The sequence below is a fragment of the Acinetobacter sp. WC-323 genome (assembly GCF_000314615.1).
Lineage (GTDB): Bacteria > Pseudomonadota > Gammaproteobacteria > Pseudomonadales > Moraxellaceae > Acinetobacter > Acinetobacter courvalinii.
Map to the genome: position 1 here is coordinate 45,654 of NZ_AMZS01000061.1, position 22,193 is coordinate 67,846.

Here is a 22,193-nt window from a genome sequence, read left to right on the forward strand (position 1 = left end):
TTCAAAAATAATTTATGCATTAACGCAATTTTGTTTTAAAAGAAAAATGTCGTCTTGCGGCCAGTGGTAGGCCCACAATAGTTTTTGCAAGTTATGCCAAGTGTCATCCTCAGCCTCAGTATTTTTCCTTAGAATCTCGCCTAAAGAAAAATACTGAACAATGCCTGTAAGTGGTTCTGCATAGGCATGTGCTGTCGTTTCCTGATCTTGTGCTTGGCGAATACCAGCTCGTTGGTCTGTAAGTGGCTCAAGCAGGGCGTACCCTAAATTAGTTGCCGATATCCAACTTAAATTTGGGTCATTAAAGAAAGCTCTAAGCGCATCTGCTTTTAATGCCAGGAGTTGGGTAAAGGCCTGAACTCGATTAATTTGTTTACGTTGCTGATACTCAACAAGCAAATCTTGTCGATCTAAAATGGCAAATCCAGTTTTGATTTTCTTTAGGGCTGCTTCTAATTCATTTTCAGCATGGGTGCTAATGTCTAAAAACTCGATAATTTGTCCGCCAGCAAAACGGCTACGTTTAAGTATGTTTGTTAGTTTTTCTGGACTAATCCGAGAGCTACTAAATTTAATCACAAGGCTAAACTCTAAATGACAAGATGCAGTTGGTTGTAAAGACAACGCATATTTATTTTTAGAAGAATAGTCCTTTTTACCGATAAACACGGCACCACGACGTTGAGCAGGCGTAAAGCGGCCATAGGCTTGCCCGCCTAAACGCTGTTGGTCATGATGAATATAAATAATACCTTGTTCTTGAGTGCCTAATTGTCTTGCCAAATGATGTGCAAACATATTGGCTGCAAATAAAGGTACACCGCCTAATAACAGGCCATTACTTTGCATATTTGCATTTTGTACTCGCATACGAGGAATAACGACATAACGACTCATCGAATAATCTCCCGTAAACGACGGGCGATATAACCTTCAGCATTGCTATCTAGGCTAATCGTTATAGTTTCATTATTGATTTCGATATCAAAGGTTTCATTGGTAATTTTTCTAGCAAGATAATCAGAGAACTTAATTCTCCATTGGTCATCTCTCAGCTTTGGATCAATTAAACCTTGTAAAACAAATGAAAGACTCGGATGAACCCAGAATGAAGGGCGTTCAATTTCTTCCATGCTTGGTAAAATTGATTCAGCCTCTTCTAAAATATTTTTTTGAAAAGTCGCCTGTCTTAATACATCTTTAGCAAGGATATTCAGGAAAATAACTTCCTGATCTCGTACATCTCGATTGGTCGAAGGAGCGAAAATCTCGAGGTCATGCCAATTTTGAATGGTATTGGTCGCGGTGATAATAAGCTGGCGATTTAAAATTTCTGACCACTCTTTAATCGCTTCTTTTGCCCGTTTAGTTCCATGAAGCAGTTTTATCTTGCGGGATAGCCTTATGGTGAATCCGTTATAGAAAATTGCTAATGCTTGACGTACTTTTTCACTTGCTTGAGGAGCATCAACTGTAATAGGGCGTTGCATTGAACGCACTAGGCTTCCGACATTTTGTGGATTAGCTCCACCTATACCAAAAACAGCCGTTTGAATACGGTTAAACTCGCTGTCTTTTTCTTTGCGTAATTCATTTACAGTATCAACTTCCTGGTTCACCAGATAATTTACACCAGCAGCAGTAAGTGGACTCACTGAAACATATTCACCATTTTTTGGAATTAAAAGCTGGCGCATACGTATATCAATGTTTTCTGTACCGGCTTGATACGGCTCATTAAAAAAAGATGAAATGGATGGCTTGAGCTGTTCTACCTGATGTTGAAACTCAGCTTCTTCTGAACTGATATCATCATTAATCATGGCAGCTTTAACGACTTTAAAGATAGAAGCCGTTTTGCCTGCATTTGCCTGATAGTCCGTGGGAATCAGGAAGTCTTCATTTAATAAAGTTCGTGCACTGAGATAGGGTAAATCAAGTGCTTGTTGTTTACTTAAACGAATCCCACCTTTCTCAATATTGGAGTTAATCGTTTTTAAACTAAAGTGCACTGATTCTTCTAAGGCATTTATAAAAATATCTGTTTGTGGTTCAGGCATTGTCTTCCCCCGTTTTTGTTATCTAGCCAATTTTTAACAGATTATTTAAAAAATGAAAGTGTTGAAGAAACAATTAGCGTCATAAATTGTCGCCAAGTGTTTTGCACATTAAAGTGACTGGTAATTAATTTAAGTAAAGCCGACATTATTCATAAATATCGGCTTTAAATAGAGTTCTAGCTGGTATGACATGCATTACAGCAGTAATAACATCCGTTGATTCGAGCATTAGGCCATCTTCGTTTTGCTGTTAAAACAGCGCTAAAGCAATTCAAATGTTCACCTAAATCTACTCTATTTCGAGGGTAGGGCATAAAAGAGCAACCTGTTGTCAGGTTGTGAACTTCATAATTGCCATTTGCTTGAACATTTTGATTGATAATGTATTTAGACATAGCTCTTACTCCCCACAAATCATAATGATTGAAAGTAGATCTATGCTTTGCTGAGCAGCAACAGGGCGTGACAAAATTTTGAAATGTTGTGCTATCATTTGGATAGTCCTCCGTAGTAATTGAACACTGTGGAAATGGACAGGGCAGATATGAAGTTTCCTAGGCTGAATATCTGCTTTTTTTATGACCATTTACATTGTGAGTATTGTTGAATAGTTTTAAAATGTCAATTTTTATTTTTAAAAATTAAAGTATTAAACGGGCTCTAAGTATTAAGGGATTAATTTTGGTATAAGCAAGAAATGACACCTAAGTATTAAGGTTCTTTTTTAAAGTTGATAATCCATCTAAACGATGGCAAATAATCATTCTAAGAATTGGACTCTAAGAATTAATTTCTCAACTACTTATACAGTAGCAGACAAAAAAGATTATACAGAAATAGCGGTAACTGCTTGCAACTATTTGTTAAGTACAGATAAGCTAAAATATATTTTTAAAACGACATAAGATGTCGCTCTAGCACAATATCCTTTCATTAAAACTTTCTCTTTTTAAAACAAAAGATTATATTTTTATGATATTTAAACTTTAACAATAAACTATGCACGTTATTCTCATATCAGCTTGTGAAAAAAGAGCGTTAAAGAAAACTCGAGCGATCTTGGATAGCTATGCGATTCGTACAGGACATTCGTCTTGGCAAGCACCCATGACCATGGACGGCCTAAAAGAAATTCGTAGCGCACTCAAAAAAGTAGCCACCCGACAAACTGCAGTAGCTGCCTACATTAATTTTGGTGTGCGAAGAATGAGGCTGGCATGGGTGGTAGGCGCAAAACATAAATTTGCCCATGACGGTACATATCCAGTTGCATCGACCAAAAAACAGCAAAAGTTATTGATGCTAGATGTATGGGTCAAAGCAAGTAGCTTGCTGGCAGGTGCAGCAGGGGATATGCATGATATTGGTAAGGCTTCACAACATTTTCAGAACAAATTAAGTCCAGAAATGGCAGGACAAAAAATTAGAGATGACATTCGACATGAATGGCTGTCTCTAAAATTATTGCAACAACTCAGAAAAAATGGATGGGACTGGCAACTTGCCTGGAAGAATTTAGGTAAAGGTTTAGATAAATTTACTTTAGGTGATCGGCAGGAAATTGAACAGGGAATCCAAAATGAATTAGAAGCAGTCGATTATTTGATTGTGACACATCATGGCTTATTAGGCGTGGAAGAAGCTTTAAAAAATGATCCACTCGCATTACCTCACTATGAAAATCATGTCCGTACATTAGTTCCAAGTCGTGAGCAAATGAGCTGTGCCGGTGAGTTACCAGACTCTATTTTTAAAAGCCATCAAAAACGTATGCAGCGTTTAACTGCATTAATACCAAAACAAAAAACAGACCAGCTTTTGTATTGGAAAGCCTTAGCACTACATTCACGAGCAGCGCTGATTCATGCCGATCATATTGTCTCGGCCCAGCAATATTCTTTGCAAAAGCCTGAAAATATATTGTTATTTGCCAATACCAAGCTTAAAACTATAGATCAAGACAAGAAAGCCAAATTACCAGATCAACCACTAGAATGGCATTTACACCAAGTCGGAGACCGGGCTTCACGCATCGCCGTTCAAATGATGACTGATTTGAGTTTATCTGGTCTATCTGAACAAACAGTTGAGTACATTTGCCAGCCAACAAGTCACCCGCGGTTCCAATGGCAAAATATCGCAGCAAATGCCTTGCAAAAAAATATACAGAAACATCCTGAAACACCGGCACTGGTATTTAATATTGCAGGGACGGGAAGCGGTAAAACCCGTATGAATTTGCGCGCCGCCTGTACTTTACGACCAGATGATCCAAGACTGGCGATTGCGCTTAATTTGCGTTCTCTAACTTTGCAGACTGGGCATGCACTTAAAACCTCAATGAATTTATCTGAAGATGAAATCGCCGTGATTATTGGTGATACTGTTACTCAGAATTTATTCGATCAAAGTAAAGAGAAAATTGAATTCGTTGATGAAGATGAAAATCATCCTGAGCCTATGTTTGATGCTTGGGGCGAGGACTGTGAATTACCTGAATGGTTGCATTCATTATTTACGGTTGAAAAAAATGGACGTAAAGCTTTAGGTCAAAAGGAAACAACCATTCTTGCTTCACCATTACTGGTGTCAACCATTGATTATCTGATTGCAGCGGGTGAACCACATCGACAAGGACATCACGTTAAAGCATTACTCAGAATAATGAGTAGTGACCTGATTTTAGATGAAGTGGATGGCTATGAACCTAAGGCATTGATTGCCGTGTTGCGTTTAGTTCAGCTCGCTGCTTTGTATGGGCGGAACGTGATTTGTTCGTCGGCAACCTTATCACTGACCGTTGCCAAAACAATTCATCGGGCTTTTGAATCGGGTATGCAGATGCGGGCGGCTCTGTATGGAAATGAGAAAAAATCAATCATTGCGATTATTGATAATGAACTTAAACCACAAATCTGGTTAGAACGATCAAATCAAAAATCTGAATTTAATACAAACTACCAGAAGCATTTAGATGATTTACAAGTTCACTTGCTCTCTAAGCCTACTCATCGACTGGCTCAGTTGCTTTCATTACCTGAAACGACAGTTTTATCGTGGAAACAGTCAGTATTAGAAGCAGTAAAGCAACTTCATCAAGCGCATGCATGGCGTTTTAAAAAGACCGAAAAGAAAATTTCTTTGGGACTTATACGGGTTGCCAATATTAAACATGCGATTCGACTTGCCCAATTTTTATCAGATCATTTACCTGAGGCAAATGTCGCTTGTTATCATGCGAATGATTGGCTTATTTCAAGATTTTATAAAGAGCAACGTTTAGATCAGCTTTTAACACGTCATAAAGATAATAAAAAAAGAAAAACGGGTAATGAGCAGATTGAGCAAGATAATGAAATGATTGATCTCATTCAAAAATCTAATTCTCTAAATAATCCATTTATTGTGATTGCAACACCAGTGGAAGAAGTCGGGCGAGATCATGATTTTGATTGGGCGATTATTGATGCATCAAGTGTGCAATCCATTGTACAAACAGCAGGTCGTGTTAATCGTCATCGATTAGAAAAAATACAGCAACCTAATGTTATGATTCCGCAGTGGAATTATCGTTATTGTGAACAACGTGATATTGAAAGACTTAAGCAACACAGTAAACAGCGTAAACCAGTATTTGTATATCCTGGTTATGAAGGGTATGGTTCATCAGATATATCAACATATTCACCTCAAGATTTAAGTGAACTTTTACCGTGGGATCATCAATCTCAATTAGTCATTAATGCTCGACTACGTTTTGATCAAGTAAACTGTTTGTTTGCAAAATATGATGACCAACAAATAGGAAGTTTTTGTCAGAATTATTTTAATGATCAAGGAGAGCAATTATTTTCTCGGTCGGATGTAGATGCAAGCATCATGACAGAGAATATTTATAATTTAACGCCTTTACGTGAACGTAATTATCAAGAAACCTATAGGTTTGAGTGGACTGATAGCTTAGTTGTTAAAAAGCAAGTTTATGGTTTAGATGAGAAGGCGACGAAAACTTTAAAATATCCAAAATATGGTTTGGTATGGGATCAAGTCGAATTCGAAGAAATTCCTGCTAAACCACAAGCATGGTTAGCTCTCGATCCACAATACATGCAAGATTATTGTGAAGAGTACCATATTGCCATTGAGCAAGGCTGCCGTATATCTTTGACCCCTTATAGTAGAGATGAAGTGCCGACTTGGTCTTATGATTATGGCTTTGGGGTGATGCAAAAAAGTTAAATATAAAATTTTCATCTAGGCATAAGGAGAAATTTGTTAAATATCACATGGTTTTATCTTAACAAATCAACAGCAACCGATATTCGCCTTCTTTTTCAATTGGCGCGCGATGAACACAAGGCAAGACCTGTTGGGTTGGGTGATCTACGGCCAAGCGCCAAAGATGTCCGATCCCTAAATTGACAGGTTGAGCATCAGGTTGGGCTTGATAATGCAAATCAAAAAAGTATTCTTGCAAGAAGTGTTCAAATTCAGTTTCTGGTCCATCATGTAATTTTCTGAGCTGTTCTCTGATTTCTGGAATTAAAACCTTTTGTTGTGCCTGATCATTGGGCAGGATTTCGCTAGCAGCACCATGATAGGTACATAAAAATGTATCCGTTGCGATGGGCGACCGATCGACATGATAGGAATAGACATCTGTTGAAATGAAATCCAGTTCGTCATCGCGTTGGTAACTTTGAATTAAATTAAGAGTAGGTAAGGCGCCAAGATCAGTCAATAACTGTATATCTTGCAAGATCACTGCTCTAGCTAGGTTTCCTTGTTCCGAAAGGTGTAGTACCAAAAGGTCTTCTGCCGAAATTTCGGTAACATTTTCTTTTAACTGAAGCTGAGTCACGATTTCTTTAAAATCTCCAACCGGATTTCTATGCCAGCAAAGCGCATTCATTTCTCCTTGAAAATGAGTGTTAATCAGTTCAGAGAAAGTAGACACCACACCGACTTGCTTGTGATCAGAAAATATATTGTTCATATCAGCAGTAAAAAGAAACCATTCGCAGTAATATACACTGAGTTTTTGAAAATTTTTAATTTAGCTCTTTCACAGCGAGTTAATCTTTGTTCATGGACATAATTCTTGGAAAATAAAAAAAGAGCTTAAATAAGCTCTCTTCTTGATTTTATAGAATGCTATTTACAGCTAAAGTTTTCAGATTTTTCAGGATTATCTTGGTCATTGTAATGGGCAATGAGTGGGTAAGGGCAAAGTGCAAGGTTAATCCGTTTGTGGACCTGAGCCAATGTACCCGTCTCTTTAAGAAGTAGCTGAGCTAACCTAAATTTTCTTCCAAAAATGGTCTCCTTATATTTCAGAATGGGATGTCTGAAATAAGGTCCTTATACTTCCAAACTCTGTTACGGTAAAAGCGGGCAACCTCTATGGTTTCTTTGCCTTCATCACCAGTTGGCTGATTATCACTCCCATAAATGATAAGCCGAGCCACAAGTTGACTATAAAGTTGAACTTATGTGGTTCTCCATCTGCTCCAGCTGGGGTTAGGAAGATATGACCCCTAAATAGAATTACGCCACCCCAATACACTACCGCGATGCATACAATCACCAGTAGGATGGTTGAGAACTTTTTCTGCTTGGACATTTTTGTATTTCTAGCCTGAGACTGTAATGACTTACTTTGGCAGTGATTCCGCACTGGACGTGTATCAAGTTACTTTGCTATCTCGTTGGCTCTGATGGCATTAGGCTTTCCGTGCAATAAAATATGGTATAGCTCTAACTTTACCAACCGTTTACTTTCTTGGGATTGAGTGGCATTCATTTGCATTGCTTTCATTCTATAGAAAGCGCATCACTGCGCTTTTTTTATCATGCAATTTTTATTGAATATATTGGTATTCGCATTCGTCCGACTAAATCGGGTAATGACGTGATTGGGTTTGAATGGTAATCCAGCGTAAATCGGTGAACTCGACAATAGAAGCTTTACTACCAAACCGTCCATAACCGCTTGATTTGGTTCCACCAAATGGCATTTGAGCTTCATCATGTACGGTTGCACCGTTAATATGACAAATACCCGAATCAATCTGTTGAGCGACTTCTAATGCCTGCGAAATATTTTGGCTAAACACTGCCGAAGAAAGGCCGAACTCGCTGTCATTTGCCAATGCTACACCTTCTTCAATGCTTGAAAAACGCTGAACTGTGCATACAGGTCCAAATGATTCTTCACGGTAAAGCAGCATGTCAGGTTTAATATTGAGTACCAGCGTCGGTTGCATGGTGGTGTCTTCAATATGAATGCCTAAAGGTAAGTCAGCACCTTTGTTTTGTGCATCTTCCAGCAAATGCTGAATACGGTTTGCAGCACGGCGACTTTCTAAAACACCGAGTACATTGTCTTTTAAAGTTGGATTACCTGCCTGAATCGAGCGGGTTTTTTCAATTAGTTTTTCAATAAATTGGTCAGCAATATTGTCTTGAACCAAAACACGTTCGGTCGACATACAAATTTGTCCCTGATTGAAAAATGCCCCGAAAGCCACAGCATTTACGGCTTCATTAATATCTGCATCATTTAAAACCACAACTGGTGCTTTACCACCCAATTCAAGTAAAACAGGTTTTAAATATTTGGCAGCAGTCTCGGCAATAATTTTTCCGACTTTGGTTGAACCAGTAAAATTAATCCGTTTTACAGCCGGATGCGACACTAAACGCTCCACGATTTGTGGTGCATCTTCAGCGGCATGCGTAATTACATTCACCACACCTTCACCAAGACCTGCTTCATGTAACACTTCACCAATCAGACGATGCGTTGCTGGACAGGCTTCCGATGCTTTTAATACCACCGTATTTCCACACGCCAAAGGCATGGCAAGCGCACGGGTGGCCAAGATGACAGGGGCGTTCCAAGGTGCAATCCCTACAATCACACCACAAGGAACTCGCACACCCATGGCAAGATTGCCCGGCACATCTGATGGAATCAGGCTTCCATCTATTTGTGTGGTCATGGCTGCAGCTTCACGTAACATGTTGGCAGCAAGGCGAACGTTAAACCCATACCATGTCGCAGTTGAACCGGTTTCTTGCATTGCTGTTTCAATGAATTGCTCGGTTTTCTGGTCCATTAAATCGGCAGCGTTTAATAAACGTAAACGGCGTTCGGTTGGTGAGAGCTTCGACCAAACTTTAAACGCTTGCTGTGCCGAATCAATGGCACGATCAACATCGTCCAGTGTCGCAGCAGCAGCTTTGGTTGCCACTGATCCATCAATAGGACTAATACGCTCAAAAGTTGCCTGACTTGATGCATCCACAGATTGACCGTGAATAAGTAACTGTACATTTTGCATGGGTTGTGTCCTTACATTGCCATTAAAGAATCAAAAGTTAACCAGTACGTTTATAGCTCTGTAAACTCGTTTTAATTGATTTTTCGTCTAAAAATTGTTTTTAAATCTTCTTGGTGGCAGCTAATTTTTGTATCACGATGGATGCATTGGTCGAGCTTGGCCTATAACCGCCATATTAGTGGCTTATTTGGTTTGAACTATCAAAACCATACAGTTTCTTTGGGCTATATGCAGTCATTTGGCTCGACTGGTCTGCCATTTTTGTCGGGAACTGAAAGTCCCGTGGTGCTTGATTTTATGAGCTCTGACTATTCAAATAAAGACGAAAAAGTCTATTCAGTTCGTTATGAATATGACTTTAAAAATGCGCGACTAGGCGATGTTTCCTTAAATGGGCTACGTTTTATGACCCGATATGCGAAAGGGGAAGACATTGATCTGTTGCAATATGGCGACCAGCGTTTTAAAGAAGAGTCGATGGAATTTGATTTGGGCTATAAAATTCAAGAAGGCAAGTTAAAAGGCTTAGGTATGCGGGCTCGGTTTTCTCACTATCGCAACGATATGCCAACCAATATGACTTTCCATGCTGCCAATGAAACACGCTTGAATATTGACTATAGCTTTAAGTTTTAAACAGTAAATACTATCAACCGGTTTTTTAAACTAAAAAAGCTGGTTGATAGCAGATTAAAATGAAAAAGTGAACACAGTTCTATATTTTCAATACTTTATGTTTTTTAAGCTGGATTATACATTTGCTCTAGAGCAATGCTTTTCCTTCATCCACCCCAATAAAAATTTCACATTGTGGCGCTACAACCGCTATGATTTCTAATAAATGAAAATCTCATAATAACAAGTTCCGTAAGAGCAGTTAAAAATGAAAAAAATTGCAGTGGTTTTGGTCTGTTTAGCTTCATCATCAACTTATAGTCTAGCCAATGATTCTACGGGCTATGTTGGAACAGGCGGCATTCAGTATCTTAAAAACGCGCAGATAGCGATGCAAAGTGAAGACTTATTTATTAGCAAAAAGCTGATCAAGGTTGATTATGTTTATAAAAATTTAAGTAAGCACGATATTACTGAAACCGTGTTATTTCCCTTACCGCGCATTGATAATTTCTTTGAAGCGGATTTTGCCCATACCGAAGCATTGTTAAAAAGTTTTAAGGTTATTGTCGATGGTCAACATATAAAACCTGAAAGGCATGTACGTACCTTTATTCAAAGGGATGATAAGTCGCCGCTGATAGATGCCACCGAGGTATTTCAACAATGTGGCTTTAGTCAGGCAGATATGCTCAATCCTTGGGCTAGAAATAACGATGATGATGAATATTATCAAGATAAATTGAGACAATGTAAGCAGCCACAGATACAGAAAATTCTGGCGGGCTTCAATAAAGATGATGTGATCCCGTGGTCATCTCAAGTGATCTATAGCTGGAAGCAGACCTTTAAAGCCGATAGTGTGACTAAAATCTATCATGCATATAAACCTTTGGTCGGTGGTTCTGTCGCGCTCTATCCAGATGAATATAACCAGCAATTTTGTATGGATAAATCATTTAAACAGGGCTTGAAAAAAGCCAGTGCAGAACATTCACCGTTTAGTGCCTTGAGCTATATCCTGACTACAGGTGCAAACTGGGCTAAACCGATAGAAAAATTTAAATTGACAATTGAGCGTGATCATAACGAGCTGGTGTCTTTCTGTTGGAATGGCAAAGTTGAAAAGATCAGCCCAACCCAGTTCCAGATGGTCAAGCATAACTTTATTCCAGCACAGGACCTGGATATCATTTTTGTGAGCGTGAAATAGGTTTTTAGTGGATAAAATACCGGGTGAAGTAGGGGAAGGTTATTGTATAAGGATAATTTTCTTCATTAATCAAACAATTGGATGAAATAAAATTGGGATATATACCTTTGCTATTTTGTAATTGTGATGTTTATCACATATTTTTTCGATTGCATAAAGTTTTAATTTATTATTTTTATTTTATAACCTTTTGTTTTTTAATATTTTAAAAGATATCTACATTTTTCGTTACAACCCTTTTATCGACAAACTTTATATTTATTTGCGATATTCGCTTGCAAACTTAGCAAAGGAATTTGCTTATGGCGTCATTTTATTTATGGAGTTGAGTGCAAGGATTGTGTTTACAGCTAGTCCAACAAATAGATAAAGTATTATTTACTATTATTGGGATTGGTCTTTTTACGTATAGTAACGTTGATCCTGAATCATTATTTTAATTACAGAGGAATATTTTTGATAGGGATTACTGCAATGCCTTTTTATGGATTGCTTTTGAAGCTATATTGATTTCTAATAAAATCGTTTGGTTAAATCAATAAAAATTGCAACGAATAGCTGCTTTTATTTTAACCTTTTTTGCAATGCCTTTAGCTTATTTGGCAATGATATTTTCTAATTTATTTAGCTGTTTTTCCAATTTTAAAATGGAGTTATTTGATGAACAATATAAAAATCAAAGTAAAGGATCAGTTTGAGGCTGAAAATATAGCCCTTGCCTTAATTCGGAAGGCAAATGAGCAGGAAATTCCGTTATTCAAAAGAATAGAGCATATTGAAATTGAAGGCGAGATCCTGCTGCCTAATATGGAACTTCTATATGAGAATCCCAAAGATGGTCGTATCTATCGATTTATAGAGGAACTTTAAGCCTTATTCAAGGGTTTATCTGTTCGACGGTATAAAAGTCCCATGATCATAAGATGATGGGATTTTTTCTGTCAAAATTAATTTTTTTAAAAGTGTTTTGAAGCTGAAATTTAAATAATAAAATATTGATTGCTGATATTTTTAATAAGTATAGATGTTGAAATCATTATTTTTGAATAAATACATTAACTGTTAAATTAAAGTGGTTTAGGTGTTATCTTTTTAATATATATATTTATATAATAATAATTCTTAATTTGTGGAGCTTTTTAATGATTACATAGATTTGTAAAGCTTGCGGGAAGTATAAAAGGTTTTATCCCGACACCCTGAGGTCAGGACAAATTGTGTACTTCTGCCAGTATGATATACAGGCGGGAAATATTAGAAAAATATTTAGAAAAGGAGTGATATTAAAAATTAGAAAAATATTCTGACCATTCTAGATCAGAGTATTATATTTTATTACAAAAGCACGCAAGTTTATCCGGCAGATGCACCTGCAAAATTTGTTTATAAAATTTTTGGTGAATGTCGCTGTGGTAAAAATTGATGTTTCAATATTATATAAATTAAACCGTTAAAGAGCTTATATTGGAAAGGTAAATGAAATTCTTGTTGTATTAAAAGAATATTAAATAACAAGGATTTAATGTGTACGCTAAGATGAATAAAATCTTTTAGCTAGAGGCAATGCTTAGATAAGGACAAAAAAGTAGAAAGTTTAAGTTTTTCAGTCAGCTGAATAATCGTTTTAGAATTATGCTGAGCCAGATCAAATTAAAAAGCAGATAAAAGACAAATAACCAGAATGTAAACAATGATGTCTATGTTGCACAAAAATTACACTAGTTACATGTAAATTATCAATCCTTACAAAGTAAAAATGGTTCTTATTTCAAAATAAGAATAGTAGGTTGCATCTTAAAGGAAATAGAAATGCCTCAATATTTACGAATATCTGAAAATATATATAGGAAATTTAAGGAAAATGATCGGTTTACGGATAATAAACAAGATTGTTTGAACCTGATTATCAAGCAAATCCGTAAGGAACTTGTCGATACAGATCTTAAGTTAATCTATAACTATATTGATTTTGTTGAAGGATTTGAAGAACCTGTAAAAGATAGACGCATGAGTTTGGACATTAGTTTGATCCCGAGCTATAAGCATAAGGACGAATTTGTGTTATGGCTGGCGGGATTTATCGAAAGAATTACTGAAGGCGGGGTGAAACGCTTAGCGCCATTGCATACCGATATCCCGCCTGAATTTACCTTTCAAAGTGATCCAAATGTGGTGCTAGATATACGTAACCAGCATAGCGGTGAAAGAATCATTTCATATTTTAGAAGTGATGATTTTGCAGACGAAATCAAGAATATTTGATTTTATTGGATAAAGTGTAGCTCTGTTTAAGTAGAGTGCTCCACCTATCGGGTTTCCTAGAAAATCCTATACAAATAATAGGCTTAAGTAAAAATCTAAAATAACAAAAACGAGTTGGAAAATTTTTGGATTGTTCTTGGTCATCATTCAGCTAAAGTATGGCTTTGCTAATGAGGGGTAAAAGGCAACACCAGAGTGTGAAAAGCACAATGTGCAGGCTTTCGGTGGCGTAAAATATTCGGCTAAATTTTATGCCATTCAATGCAACATAACATGATAATATTCATCACTAAAATTAAAAATCGATGGGGCTTGAGAATGAAAAAGACGCTATGTTTGGGGATTGTTTTTATGGCATCAACTTTGACGTGTGCTGCTGATGCGCAATTACCGAGTTCAGAACCTGTTGCGATTGCTACAGCATCGAGTGATAAAGGCAAAGAATCGCTGATTAAGCAATCGGTAAAAAAAGCTGACATCAACGAGGAAGTAGGCACCCAAGCTTTAAAGCTAGGTGGAATTCATCGCAGAGAGGATGCACGAGAGTATCTTGAGTTAAAAAAAGATGCACAACAAAGTCAGCAACAATTACCGGTAGAAAAAGCCAAAGTTAAAAATGTAGCCGAAATTGTGGCAAGTAAATAGTTGTTTGCTATTCCGTGAAGGGGAGTCTACATTGTCTGTGTGTCACAGTGAGGGGAAGCAGGCTATTCAAGTCAATCTTTACCCATTAAATGCCCGACATGCGTGGAATTATTTTGAAACGTTTATGCTGTGCATTGTAACTCGACAGTTAACTCAAGATTAACGGAAAAGCTGATTTTGGTGTTAATTTCAATAAGTTAGCAGTTTAAAAAATAAAACTATAATACTTATAACTCTTGTTACAACCATTTGATCGACAATTTATAGAAAATTTCCCATAGTCCTATGAACAAGATTATTGGGAGAACTGTTATGGATAAGATTGATAAAATTACAGTCATTGTAAAAGATCAAGAAGAAAATGAGTCTATTGTCGTGGCCCAGTTAAATGATCTCGAAGATCAGGATATACCGTTTTTTAAGCGGGTAGAACATATTGAGGTTGAGGGACATATTATTCATCCGAATATTGATTGGCTGTTTGAAAATGAAGCAGATGGAAAAATTTATAAACTGGTTGCACCCGTGGATGATCAACGATTTGTTTAAATAACGTCCGTATCATCTCATCTAAAAAACCCACTTATCATCTTGAAATAAGTGGGTTGTGTTGTTGCTCATCATGAAGATTTATCGTTTTTCATGGCTATTTTTATCGTATCAATATTTGCTGCTAGGGTTGGGAGGTAATTTAAATAGCCGACTAACTAGGATGAGAAGTCTAGGCCTTGTCTAACATAAACATTATCTTCTGGTGTGGATTGGTCAGGTAATTGGATTAAGACCTTTTACGATATCGTTAAATTCTGAGCCATTTAACCAGAAGGATTTCTTCAGGAAAAGTGTGGTCATAATATGCTCTGCATTTTCACTGTCAGGACTTTCACAAAACAGTCCATAGCTATTGCCAAGCACGGTATTGTTCTCAATTAGACGAATAAAGTAAGCATGTTGTTCGTCTGCATAACCTAAAATAGCATCACGTTGATTGTTCATTTTTCATGTCTCCACATCAAAAATACTTGAATAAAACCTAACTGCCGGGTAATCAGATATATTCATGAAGCAGATCAATAACTTAATTTCTTAAAAAGAATTTTAAAAGATTTAAATCATTGATTTAAAATATGAATTTGGTTTGTTTTACATCCTTGTCTTAGTTAAACAAGCCAAAATCTGATCTATACGATTTATTGTTATGCAAAATTAATGAGGCGTCAACTTGAATTTGTAACTTTTTCAAGTTAAATTATTTGAACGCATTTTAGAGTTGGCTAAGGGGGAGATATGTCCAAAAAAACGGAATTTGAGCATGGTGGGGCTAGAATCAATGCTGGGCGTAAGTCACAGTTCAGTGAGCCGACCAAGGTGATCCGTGTACCGGAGTCTCAGGTTGATTTCATCAAAAACTGGTTACTGAATAATGTCAAAACCGGAACACGCTCTGATTTGACGCCCTCGCTGAAAATACAAAATGTACAGGCCAATAATGATCGAATTTACCATATTCCACTTGCCACGGAACGTGTTGCCGCCGGATTTCCATCGCCTGCCCAAGACCATATTGAACAAGCACTCGATTTAAATCAGTTTTTAATTCGTAATGAAAATTCTACCTTTATCGTTAAGGCAAACTCTCTGTCAATGCTGGATGCAGGCATTGATATTGATGATCCGCTGGTGGTCGATCGTAGTTTGTCTGCCAAATCGGGTGATATTGTGATTGCCTTGATCGACAATGATTTTACCGTGAAGCGTTTAATGGTTGACCATCACTTTAGCCCGCCAAAAGTCTGGCTAAAGGCCGAGAATCCTGATTATCAGGATATTTATATTACAGAAGGGCAAGAGCTGCTGATCTGGGGTGTAGTGACTTATAACCTGAAACCGATGAGATAAGCGGATGAGTCCTCCACAACGTATTTTTGCCTTGATTGATGTGAATAACTGTTATGTCAGTTGTGAGCGGGTATTCAATCCAAAACTGGAAAATCGTCCTGTTGTGGTGCTGTCCAATAACGATGGTTGTGTGGTTTCGCGTTCTTATGAGGCCAAAAAACTCGGGATCAAGATGGCTGCGCCAGTGTTTCAGATTGAGGAGATTATTCGCCGACATCAGGTTGAAGTCTTTTCAAGTAATTATGCCTTGTATGCGGAAATGTCGCGCCGTTTTATGAATATATTGGGTAACTTTGTAGATCCATGCGAGCAGGAAATTTATTCGATTGATGAGTGCTTTCTAGAATTGACAGCTTATCAGCACAGCTATGATTTAAATGAATATGCTCAACAGATTCTACGGACCGTAAAACAATGGTTGGGAATGCCGTGTTGTATTGGGATTGGTTATTCCAAAACGCAGGCCAAGCTTGCCAATAATCTGGCCAAAACCTATGCCTGTTTTAATAGTGTCTGTAATATCGTTGCAGAAGACCCATGTGTGATTGAAGACCTGCTGCAACACATGCCGGTAGGAGAAGTGTGGGGTGTCGGACGAAAGATCCGGCAACGTCTGGAAAAAATGGGAGTCTACTCGGTGCTGGACTTGCTACAGGCTGACCCAAAGATGATGGGAAAATATTTTTCTGTACTGATGGAAAATACCGTAAAGGAGTTGCAGGGTCTGGCCTGCCTGCAGATTGAAGACGTGATAGCCGACCGTCAGCAAGTATTGAGTAGCCGTTCTTTTGGGCAGCCGATTGAAGATAAAAATAGCCTAAGCGGAGCATTAACTGAATTTACCTTGCGGGCGGTGGAGCGTTTACGTCAACAAAACTTACTCTGTAAAGCGGTCGGGGTCGGGATTCGTACCAATCGTTTTAATCAAGAAACTTATTACCGTCCTTTTACCGTGGTATATCTGGCGGATTATAGTGATGACCGTCTGGAGATTATGAAAGCAGTCCAGCAAGGTCTGGATCGGATTTATCAGGCAGGACATCGCTATAAAAAAGCCGAAGTCATCTTGCTGGATATTATTCCGCAACATAGTCATGCCGTCGATTTATTCCATGACACAGATGAACTGGTTGCCCGTCGTCATCTCTCACAGGCCTTTGATGAAATCAATCAGAAATTTGGTCGGGACGCCATGACTTTAGGACGTTTGATTACGCCGCATGGACGGACATGGCGTATGACTCAGAACCATAAATCTCCGAGTTATTTAACCCGCTGGGATGAGCTTCTGAAAGTCATGTGAATCGACCTTGCGATATCGATCACCTTCATTAGCCAGCTGCATTGGTAAAACGCTTTTGAATGGCCATAGGTTTTAAGCTTTCAGTTGTTGAGGCAAAGCCGCCACCACATGATCAATCGCCAAACGCGTCTTAAGCGGCATATAGGCTAAAGCAGGCCAGACCACGTGAATCGGAAAATGGACACTGGTAAATTCTGCCAATATCTGAACTAAACAACCCTCTTGCAGTTCTTTATGGATGAGCCAGTCCGGTAACCATGCGATACCATAATGCGATAACACCGTATCCTTGATTGCTTGCATGTCATTCAGCATAAATTTAGCTTTCGGTTTGACCGTATATTGCTGTCGCTGTTCATCCTGTAATTGCCATTTTTGCAGATGTCCTGAGGAGGCGTAGGCAATAGTTGTGTGGAGCTGTAAATCTTCCAGAGCCTTGACAGGCCCTGATCGTTGAAGATATTCAGGTGTGCTGCACAGTAACATCCGATGCATGCCTAGTTTTCTGGCCACCAGTTGATGACTGTCAGGCAGATTTCCAATACGGATGGCCAGATCAAAACCCTCTTCAACTAGGTCAACTGTCCGGTCATTAGCCGACAGTTCAATCTGTAAATCGGCATGCTGTTGTGCAAAACCTGCCATGAGTGGGGCAACATAAAGCTGTCCAAACAGCACTGGAGCTGAGATTCTTAACAGGCCCGTTGCCGTGATTTTACCTTGATCTAACAAGCTTTCAGCACTGTTTATCTCGGCAAGCGCACGCTGACCATGTTCATAAAATAATGTGCCTTCCGCTGTTAAGCTCAGGGTGCGGGTAGTGCGTTTAAATAAATTGACACCTAAACGTTGTTCTAGACGGGCAATACTTTTACTTATTGCGGAGCGGGTGAGATGCAGTTGTTCGGCGGCCTTGCTAAAGCTGCCTGCTTCGACTACTGCCACAAAGATCGCAATGGAATTTAGTTCAGTCTGCATTATTGTAGAATTTTTGGAATCAATTGACTGAAATAGTATCACGACTGGCGAGTAAAATTAAGAGTAAGATAGCTTCATCAAGATATGGAGAACAAACATGGCAAAAGTGTTAGTGTTGAAGTCAAGTATTATGGGCGATCATTCACAAACCAGCCATTTGATCGATGCATTTTTGAAACAGCGTATAGAAAATGGTGTACAGGATGAAGTCATCATCCGTGATCTGACCACACTGAACTTACCTGTACTGGATGCTGAGATTTTCCATGCTCTGCGTGGTGCCGAAAATGTCAGTGCCACGATTCAGCAGATCGTGCAACTATCAGATGAGCTGATAGCAGAGCTTAAAGCGGCAGACTTATTGTTGATTGGTGCGCCAATGTACAACCTGAATGTACCAACCCAATTAAAAAACTGGTTTGATCTGGTAGCGCGTGCCCGTCATACCTTCCGTTATACCGAAACCTATCCACAAGGCTTGGTAGAAGGCGTAAAAGCGATTGTCATGAGTAGCCGTGGCGGTATTCACGTGGGACAGCCAACCGATGCGGTGACACCTTACCTACGTTCAGTCTTGGGCCTAATGGGCATTCATGAGGTTGATTTTGTCTATGCGGAAGGACTGGATATTTCGGCATTAAAGACTGATGCCTTGAAAAATGCACGTCTGAAAGCACAACAGATGGCTGTTTAAAAGCTTTATACCCCTTGCTGCCCTATTGGCAGAATCGGACAATGTTCCAACTATTGTCCGATTTTTTTTATCTAAAAAAATCCACAAATGGCTAAAACAGGCTTTAACTTTTAGAGGTGAATCAAAATACCGTATTGAAATAGAGCATGATGACTTGATGAAATTAACGGATATTTTTCCACCAGTCTTGAAAGACTTGCTGTTGGTTATCAAGTTCAACCAGTTCACCAATCATTGGCGTGGCAAGGCGATAATTGCGAGTTCTTGAATATTCGGAAATACGGATAATCGGTTCATTCCATGCATGTTTGGCTAAGCTAAATTTGGAATGATGTACTGGAAGCATATTGCGTGCATTCAGCTCTTCAGTTGCTTGAGCGACTTCATCCGGATGACAATGTACAGAACGCCAGGCTGCATCATATTGTCCATTTTCCATCAAGGCCCAATCAAAGGGACCATATTTTTTGCCGATCGCTGTAAAATGCTGACCATAACCGCCATCTCCGGTATAGAAAATCTTGTTATTCGGTGACTGGATTATAAATGATACCCATAGATTTTTACCGCCCTCAAAGGCCCGCCTTGAGTCGTGATGCGTAGTTTCAGTGATAATACAAATACCCTCATCAAATTCGATCCGGTCACCCCAATCTCTCTCGATCAGCTTTTCTTTGGGATAGCCCCAATACTCAAAATGTTCTCCAACCCCTAAACCGGTAATCACGTATTTGACCTTATCTTTGAGTTTGATAATGGTATCGTAGTCCAGATGATCATAGTGATCATGTGAGATCAGTAAATAATCAATATCGGGTAAATCTTCAACCTGATAAATATCGGTTCCTTTATAGGCACGTGTGCCCCATGGAAAAGGCGAGGCTTTGCCGCTCATGACCGGATCAATCAGGAGTTTTTTACCCTGCAGCTGCATAAATACCGAGGAATGTCCAAACCAGACCATGACATCATGTTGGGGATTCAGTGTTTTTAGATTGGTCTTAATCGAAGGAATCGGATCAATTGGATTGCGATGGGGAATGGTCTGAATAAACGTTTTGTAGAGTTCTACAACCATGCTGCAACCTTCACTCATACCTGACTTTTCAATCAGATTGCGGAATTGTCCTTGCCGATAGTTGGGAGAGTTTTTGATTAATTGTAAACGTTCGCCAGTGGGACTTTTACCAAATAAGGGGTGTTGCGTATAAATAAAACTGCTCACAATAAGCAGCATCACAGCAATGGCAAAAACAATAAGCATAAATGCAGTCAACCATTTCATTTGAGCATTCGATACGACAGTAATAAAAAGTCAAAGCGACAAAATGATGAAATAGACTTGAAAACCGATGAATGAACGATGGCCTATTCTGATTGAAGCCTTGCTTCAAGGCATCAAACCGGTTCTTTTTATCTGGCGGTCTATGGCATGAGAAGAAATGTGATTGAGCAAAAGGAAGCCATTTAGACAGGGTAGGTTTGTGTTAGACTAGCGCACATTACAGGATCGAAAATGACTGTAAGTAGAGACGACGAGTAGGTAGCATGATCGGGCAGCAGAGAAACATATTGGCAAGTTTAGGAATAGATGTCTGGATTCCTAGGGAAGTCGTATGTCAAAAAAATACTGCGTCCAGCCTGTGGCGGGACCAGGTGCTTGAAGAGCTTCAACAAGTCCCTGCACCGGTATTTGAGCCTGCGCCAGTGGTTCAAGATGTTGAGGTCAAAGCTGTCCAGACAGCGCTGGTTACTGAAATTGAACGTCCTCAACAGGCAGAAGTCGTTGCAGAACCTGTGGTTAAAGAAGCGGTCGTTGAAAAAGAACAGATCGTTGTTAGCACCCAGATCCAGGCATTTGAATTGCAAATGTATGTTCTGGAAAACTGCGCCATTTTATTGGAAAGCAGTCAGCTTAACGATGCACAGCGCCAGTTATGGCAAAATATTCAAAAGGCCAGACTGGGACAATATGCCGAGCTGAAATGGCCATTTCCTCTGGCGGCTTTTCAGGAAAGTCGAGGACTGTCTTCATATATTCAAGGCTTTCTGGATGCAACCGCCACTGGTAAAAAAATATTATGCTTAGGTCAACTGGACTTTATCCAGCATTCTAATATATTACATTTAGCGAGTTTGGAAGAAATGCTGGCTCAACCTTTACTGAAAAGACGGTTGTGGCAGCTCATGCAATAAAGAGCGGAATTTAATAATGAAGAAAGTCGTTGTATTTAGCCAGATCGATCAGGATGTTATCGCACAGTTACAGCAAGATTATCAGGTAGTGGTACTGAATCCCAAGCTTGGTGATATTAATGAACAAATCCGAACAGAAGTGGCTGATGCCGAGGCCATGATTGGCGCAGGGCGCTTACTCAATGAAAGTAATCTGGCACCCGCACAAAAACTCAAAGTGATTTCTACCGTTTCGGTAGGCTACGACAACTATGATGTCGATTATCTGAATCAGAAAAAAATCTGGCTGGCGAATACACCGCATGTATTGACTGAAACCACGGCAGACCTTGCTTTTACTTTATTGCTCAGTGCGGCACGTCAAATTCCGTATCTGGATGCATGGACCAAACAGGGCCAATGGAAAAGGACCGTATCGACTGAACAGTTTGGTGTCGATGTTTTTGGTAAAACCCTCGGTATTATTGGTTTGGGAAATATTGGGGCTGCCATTGCCCGTCGCGGCTTTTATGGTTTCAATATGAATATCCTTTACCATAATCGCCGTGAAAAAATTGAAGTTGCACAAGCTTTCAATGCGCAATATCGCGAGCTCGATCAACTGTTACAACAGTCGGATTTTATTGTGGTTGCGGTTGATTTAAATACCGAATCTAAAGCCCTGATAGGTGCGGAACAGTTCGATTTAATGCAGAAACATGCAGTATTCGTCAATATTGCCCGTGGTTCAGTGGTCGATGAAAATGCATTGATCGAGGCCTTGCAGCAAAACAAAATCTTTGCAGCGGGTCTGGATGTTTATACCAAAGAACCTTTGCAAACTTCTCCTTTATTCGACTTACCTAATGCCGTGACTGTCCCGCATCTGGGTTCGGCAACCGCAGAGACACGCAAGAAGATGGTGAATCTTGCTTATCAAAACCTGATTGAGGCTTTAGAAGGCCGTACGCCACGTTATCTGGTCAATCCGAAATTCGAATAA

At 39.0% G+C, this 22,193-nt stretch carries 18 protein-coding genes and 3 pseudogenes; 13 read left to right on the forward strand and 8 right to left on the reverse strand.

The features are described 5' to 3' along the window. Nucleotides 1-12: 12 nt before the first annotated feature. Both csy2 and ACINWC323_RS03095 read right to left on the reverse strand, forming a co-directional pair. Nucleotides 13-897 (reverse strand): type I-F CRISPR-associated protein Csy2, encoded by an 885-nt coding sequence (csy2, locus tag ACINWC323_RS03100; protein ID WP_009514914.1) that lies wholly within the window; start codon nt 895-897, stop codon nt 13-15. Beyond that, entirely contained in the window at nt 894-2,060 is a 1,167-nt protein-coding gene (locus ACINWC323_RS03095) for a hypothetical protein (protein ID WP_009514895.1), read from the reverse strand. The genes csy2 and ACINWC323_RS03095 overlap by 4 nt, the downstream gene beginning before the upstream one ends. 999 nt (nt 2,061-3,059) lie before the next feature. Here ACINWC323_RS03095 and cas3f point away from each other — a divergent pair. After that, entirely contained in the window at nt 3,060-6,299 is a 3,240-nt protein-coding gene (gene cas3f, locus ACINWC323_RS03090; protein WP_032881690.1) for a type I-F CRISPR-associated helicase Cas3f, read from the forward strand. A 58-nt stretch (nt 6,300-6,357) separates the two neighbouring features. Here the strand turns inward: cas3f and ACINWC323_RS03085 are convergent, their stop codons facing one another. From ACINWC323_RS03085 to ACINWC323_RS20075, 3 genes and pseudogenes are all read right to left on the reverse strand, one after another. Continuing rightward, nucleotides 6,358-7,056: a DUF1826 domain-containing protein gene (locus tag ACINWC323_RS03085; RefSeq protein WP_009514879.1), complete on the reverse strand. Its 699-nt coding sequence runs from the start codon at nt 7,054-7,056 to the stop codon at nt 6,358-6,360. Between the two features lie 898 nt (nt 7,057-7,954). Next, nucleotides 7,955-9,406 (reverse strand): aldehyde dehydrogenase, encoded by a 1,452-nt coding sequence (locus tag ACINWC323_RS03080; RefSeq protein WP_009514894.1) that lies wholly within the window; start codon nt 9,404-9,406, stop codon nt 7,955-7,957. 37 nt (nt 9,407-9,443) lie between these two features. Next, a pseudogene (locus ACINWC323_RS20075) lies at nt 9,444-9,567 on the reverse strand (p-hydroxycinnamoyl CoA hydratase/lyase); the annotation flags it as partial. Nucleotides 9,568-9,571: 4 nt separating this feature from the next. Here ACINWC323_RS20075 and ACINWC323_RS03075 point away from each other — a divergent pair. The 7 genes and pseudogenes from ACINWC323_RS03075 to ACINWC323_RS03050 all read left to right on the forward strand — a co-directional run. Continuing rightward, nucleotides 9,572-10,042: pseudogene (locus ACINWC323_RS03075) on the forward strand (OprD family outer membrane porin); the annotation flags it as partial. 247 nt (nt 10,043-10,289) lie between these two features. Continuing rightward, on the forward strand, nt 10,290-11,234 hold the full coding sequence (locus tag ACINWC323_RS03070; protein ID WP_009514960.1) for a DUF4424 family protein: 945 nt from the start codon (nt 10,290-10,292) through the stop codon (nt 11,232-11,234). A gap of 441 nt (nt 11,235-11,675) precedes the next feature. Then, nucleotides 11,676-11,842 (forward strand): annotated as a pseudogene (locus ACINWC323_RS20430) (LysE family translocator); the annotation flags it as partial. Nucleotides 11,843-11,894: 52 nt separating this feature from the next. Beyond that, entirely contained in the window at nt 11,895-12,104 is a 210-nt protein-coding gene (locus tag ACINWC323_RS03065; RefSeq protein WP_005231455.1) for a hypothetical protein, read from the forward strand. Between the two features lie 939 nt (nt 12,105-13,043). Continuing rightward, nucleotides 13,044-13,496: a hypothetical protein gene (locus ACINWC323_RS03060; protein ID WP_009514891.1), complete on the forward strand. Its 453-nt coding sequence runs from the start codon at nt 13,044-13,046 to the stop codon at nt 13,494-13,496. A gap of 351 nt (nt 13,497-13,847) precedes the next feature. Continuing rightward, entirely contained in the window at nt 13,848-14,141 is a 294-nt protein-coding gene (locus tag ACINWC323_RS03055) for a hypothetical protein (protein WP_009514858.1), read from the forward strand. A 321-nt stretch (nt 14,142-14,462) separates the two neighbouring features. Continuing rightward, nucleotides 14,463-14,690, forward strand: coding sequence for a hypothetical protein (locus ACINWC323_RS03050; RefSeq protein WP_032881702.1), 228 nt, complete (start codon nt 14,463-14,465; stop codon nt 14,688-14,690). Nucleotides 14,691-14,906: 216 nt separating this feature from the next. On the opposite strand, the gene ACINWC323_RS03045 is transcribed toward ACINWC323_RS03050, so the two are convergent. Further along, nucleotides 14,907-15,137 carry a hypothetical protein gene (locus ACINWC323_RS03045; protein WP_009514860.1) on the reverse strand — a complete coding sequence of 77 codons (231 nt, stop codon included), beginning with the start codon at nt 15,135-15,137 and terminating at the stop codon, nt 14,907-14,909. A gap of 291 nt (nt 15,138-15,428) precedes the next feature. Here ACINWC323_RS03045 and ACINWC323_RS03040 point away from each other — a divergent pair, with 291 nt between their 5' ends. Both ACINWC323_RS03040 and ACINWC323_RS03035 read left to right on the forward strand, forming a co-directional pair. Next, nucleotides 15,429-16,040, forward strand: a complete 612-nt coding sequence (locus tag ACINWC323_RS03040) for a LexA family protein (RefSeq protein WP_009514869.1) — start codon at nt 15,429-15,431, stop codon at nt 16,038-16,040. A gap of 4 nt (nt 16,041-16,044) precedes the next feature. Continuing rightward, nucleotides 16,045-17,343: a Y-family DNA polymerase gene (locus ACINWC323_RS03035; RefSeq protein ID WP_009514906.1), complete on the forward strand. Its 1,299-nt coding sequence runs from the start codon at nt 16,045-16,047 to the stop codon at nt 17,341-17,343. A gap of 72 nt (nt 17,344-17,415) precedes the next feature. Here ACINWC323_RS03035 and ACINWC323_RS03030 read toward each other — a convergent pair whose 3' ends face one another. Beyond that, complete coding sequence (locus tag ACINWC323_RS03030) at nt 17,416-18,321, reverse strand: LysR family transcriptional regulator (RefSeq protein ID WP_009514872.1); 906 nt, start codon at nt 18,319-18,321, stop codon at nt 17,416-17,418. A gap of 97 nt (nt 18,322-18,418) precedes the next feature. Between ACINWC323_RS03030 and ACINWC323_RS03025 the strand changes: the two genes are divergently transcribed. After that, nucleotides 18,419-19,015 carry an NAD(P)H-dependent oxidoreductase gene (locus tag ACINWC323_RS03025; protein WP_009514883.1) on the forward strand — a complete coding sequence of 199 codons (597 nt, stop codon included), beginning with the start codon at nt 18,419-18,421 and terminating at the stop codon, nt 19,013-19,015. Between the two features lie 163 nt (nt 19,016-19,178). Here the strand turns inward: ACINWC323_RS03025 and ACINWC323_RS03020 are convergent, their stop codons facing one another. Then, nucleotides 19,179-20,279, reverse strand: coding sequence for an MBL fold metallo-hydrolase (locus tag ACINWC323_RS03020; RefSeq protein WP_009514889.1), 1,101 nt, complete (start codon nt 20,277-20,279; stop codon nt 19,179-19,181). Nucleotides 20,280-20,563: 284 nt separating this feature from the next. On the opposite strand from ACINWC323_RS03020, the gene ACINWC323_RS03015 reads away from it, so the two are divergent. After that, nucleotides 20,564-21,211: a hypothetical protein gene (locus tag ACINWC323_RS03015; protein WP_032881695.1), complete on the forward strand. Its 648-nt coding sequence runs from the start codon at nt 20,564-20,566 to the stop codon at nt 21,209-21,211. A 16-nt stretch (nt 21,212-21,227) separates the two neighbouring features. Beyond that, a complete protein-coding gene (locus tag ACINWC323_RS03010) occupies nt 21,228-22,193 on the forward strand; it encodes a 2-hydroxyacid dehydrogenase (protein WP_009514939.1) in 966 nt (321 codons plus the stop codon).

Coding starts and splice junctions, on each gene's coding strand:
- csy2 (WP_009514914.1), bottom strand. CDS start 897: ATGAGTCGTTATGTCGTTATTCCTCGTATGCGAGTACAAAATGCAAAT.
- ACINWC323_RS03095 (WP_009514895.1), bottom strand. CDS start 2,060: ATGCCTGAACCACAAACAGATATTTTTATAAATGCCTTAGAAGAATCA.
- cas3f (WP_032881690.1), top strand. CDS start 3,060: ATGCACGTTATTCTCATATCAGCTTGTGAAAAAAGAGCGTTAAAGAAA.
- ACINWC323_RS03085 (WP_009514879.1), bottom strand. CDS start 7,056: ATGAACAATATATTTTCTGATCACAAGCAAGTCGGTGTGGTGTCTACT.
- ACINWC323_RS03080 (WP_009514894.1), bottom strand. CDS start 9,406: ATGCAAAATGTACAGTTACTTATTCACGGTCAATCTGTGGATGCATCA.
- ACINWC323_RS03070 (WP_009514960.1), top strand. CDS start 10,290: ATGAAAAAAATTGCAGTGGTTTTGGTCTGTTTAGCTTCATCATCAACT.
- ACINWC323_RS03065 (WP_005231455.1), top strand. CDS start 11,895: ATGAACAATATAAAAATCAAAGTAAAGGATCAGTTTGAGGCTGAAAAT.
- ACINWC323_RS03060 (WP_009514891.1), top strand. CDS start 13,044: ATGCCTCAATATTTACGAATATCTGAAAATATATATAGGAAATTTAAG.
- ACINWC323_RS03055 (WP_009514858.1), top strand. CDS start 13,848: ATGGCATCAACTTTGACGTGTGCTGCTGATGCGCAATTACCGAGTTCA.
- ACINWC323_RS03045 (WP_009514860.1), bottom strand. CDS start 15,137: ATGAACAATCAACGTGATGCTATTTTAGGTTATGCAGACGAACAACAT.
- ACINWC323_RS03040 (WP_009514869.1), top strand. CDS start 15,429: ATGTCCAAAAAAACGGAATTTGAGCATGGTGGGGCTAGAATCAATGCT.
- ACINWC323_RS03035 (WP_009514906.1), top strand. CDS start 16,045: ATGAGTCCTCCACAACGTATTTTTGCCTTGATTGATGTGAATAACTGT.
- ACINWC323_RS03030 (WP_009514872.1), bottom strand. CDS start 18,321: ATGCAGACTGAACTAAATTCCATTGCGATCTTTGTGGCAGTAGTCGAA.
- ACINWC323_RS03025 (WP_009514883.1), top strand. CDS start 18,419: ATGGCAAAAGTGTTAGTGTTGAAGTCAAGTATTATGGGCGATCATTCA.
- ACINWC323_RS03020 (WP_009514889.1), bottom strand. CDS start 20,279: ATGCTTATTGTTTTTGCCATTGCTGTGATGCTGCTTATTGTGAGCAGT.
- ACINWC323_RS03015 (WP_032881695.1), top strand. CDS start 20,564: ATGATCGGGCAGCAGAGAAACATATTGGCAAGTTTAGGAATAGATGTC.
- ACINWC323_RS03010 (WP_009514939.1), top strand. CDS start 21,228: ATGAAGAAAGTCGTTGTATTTAGCCAGATCGATCAGGATGTTATCGCA.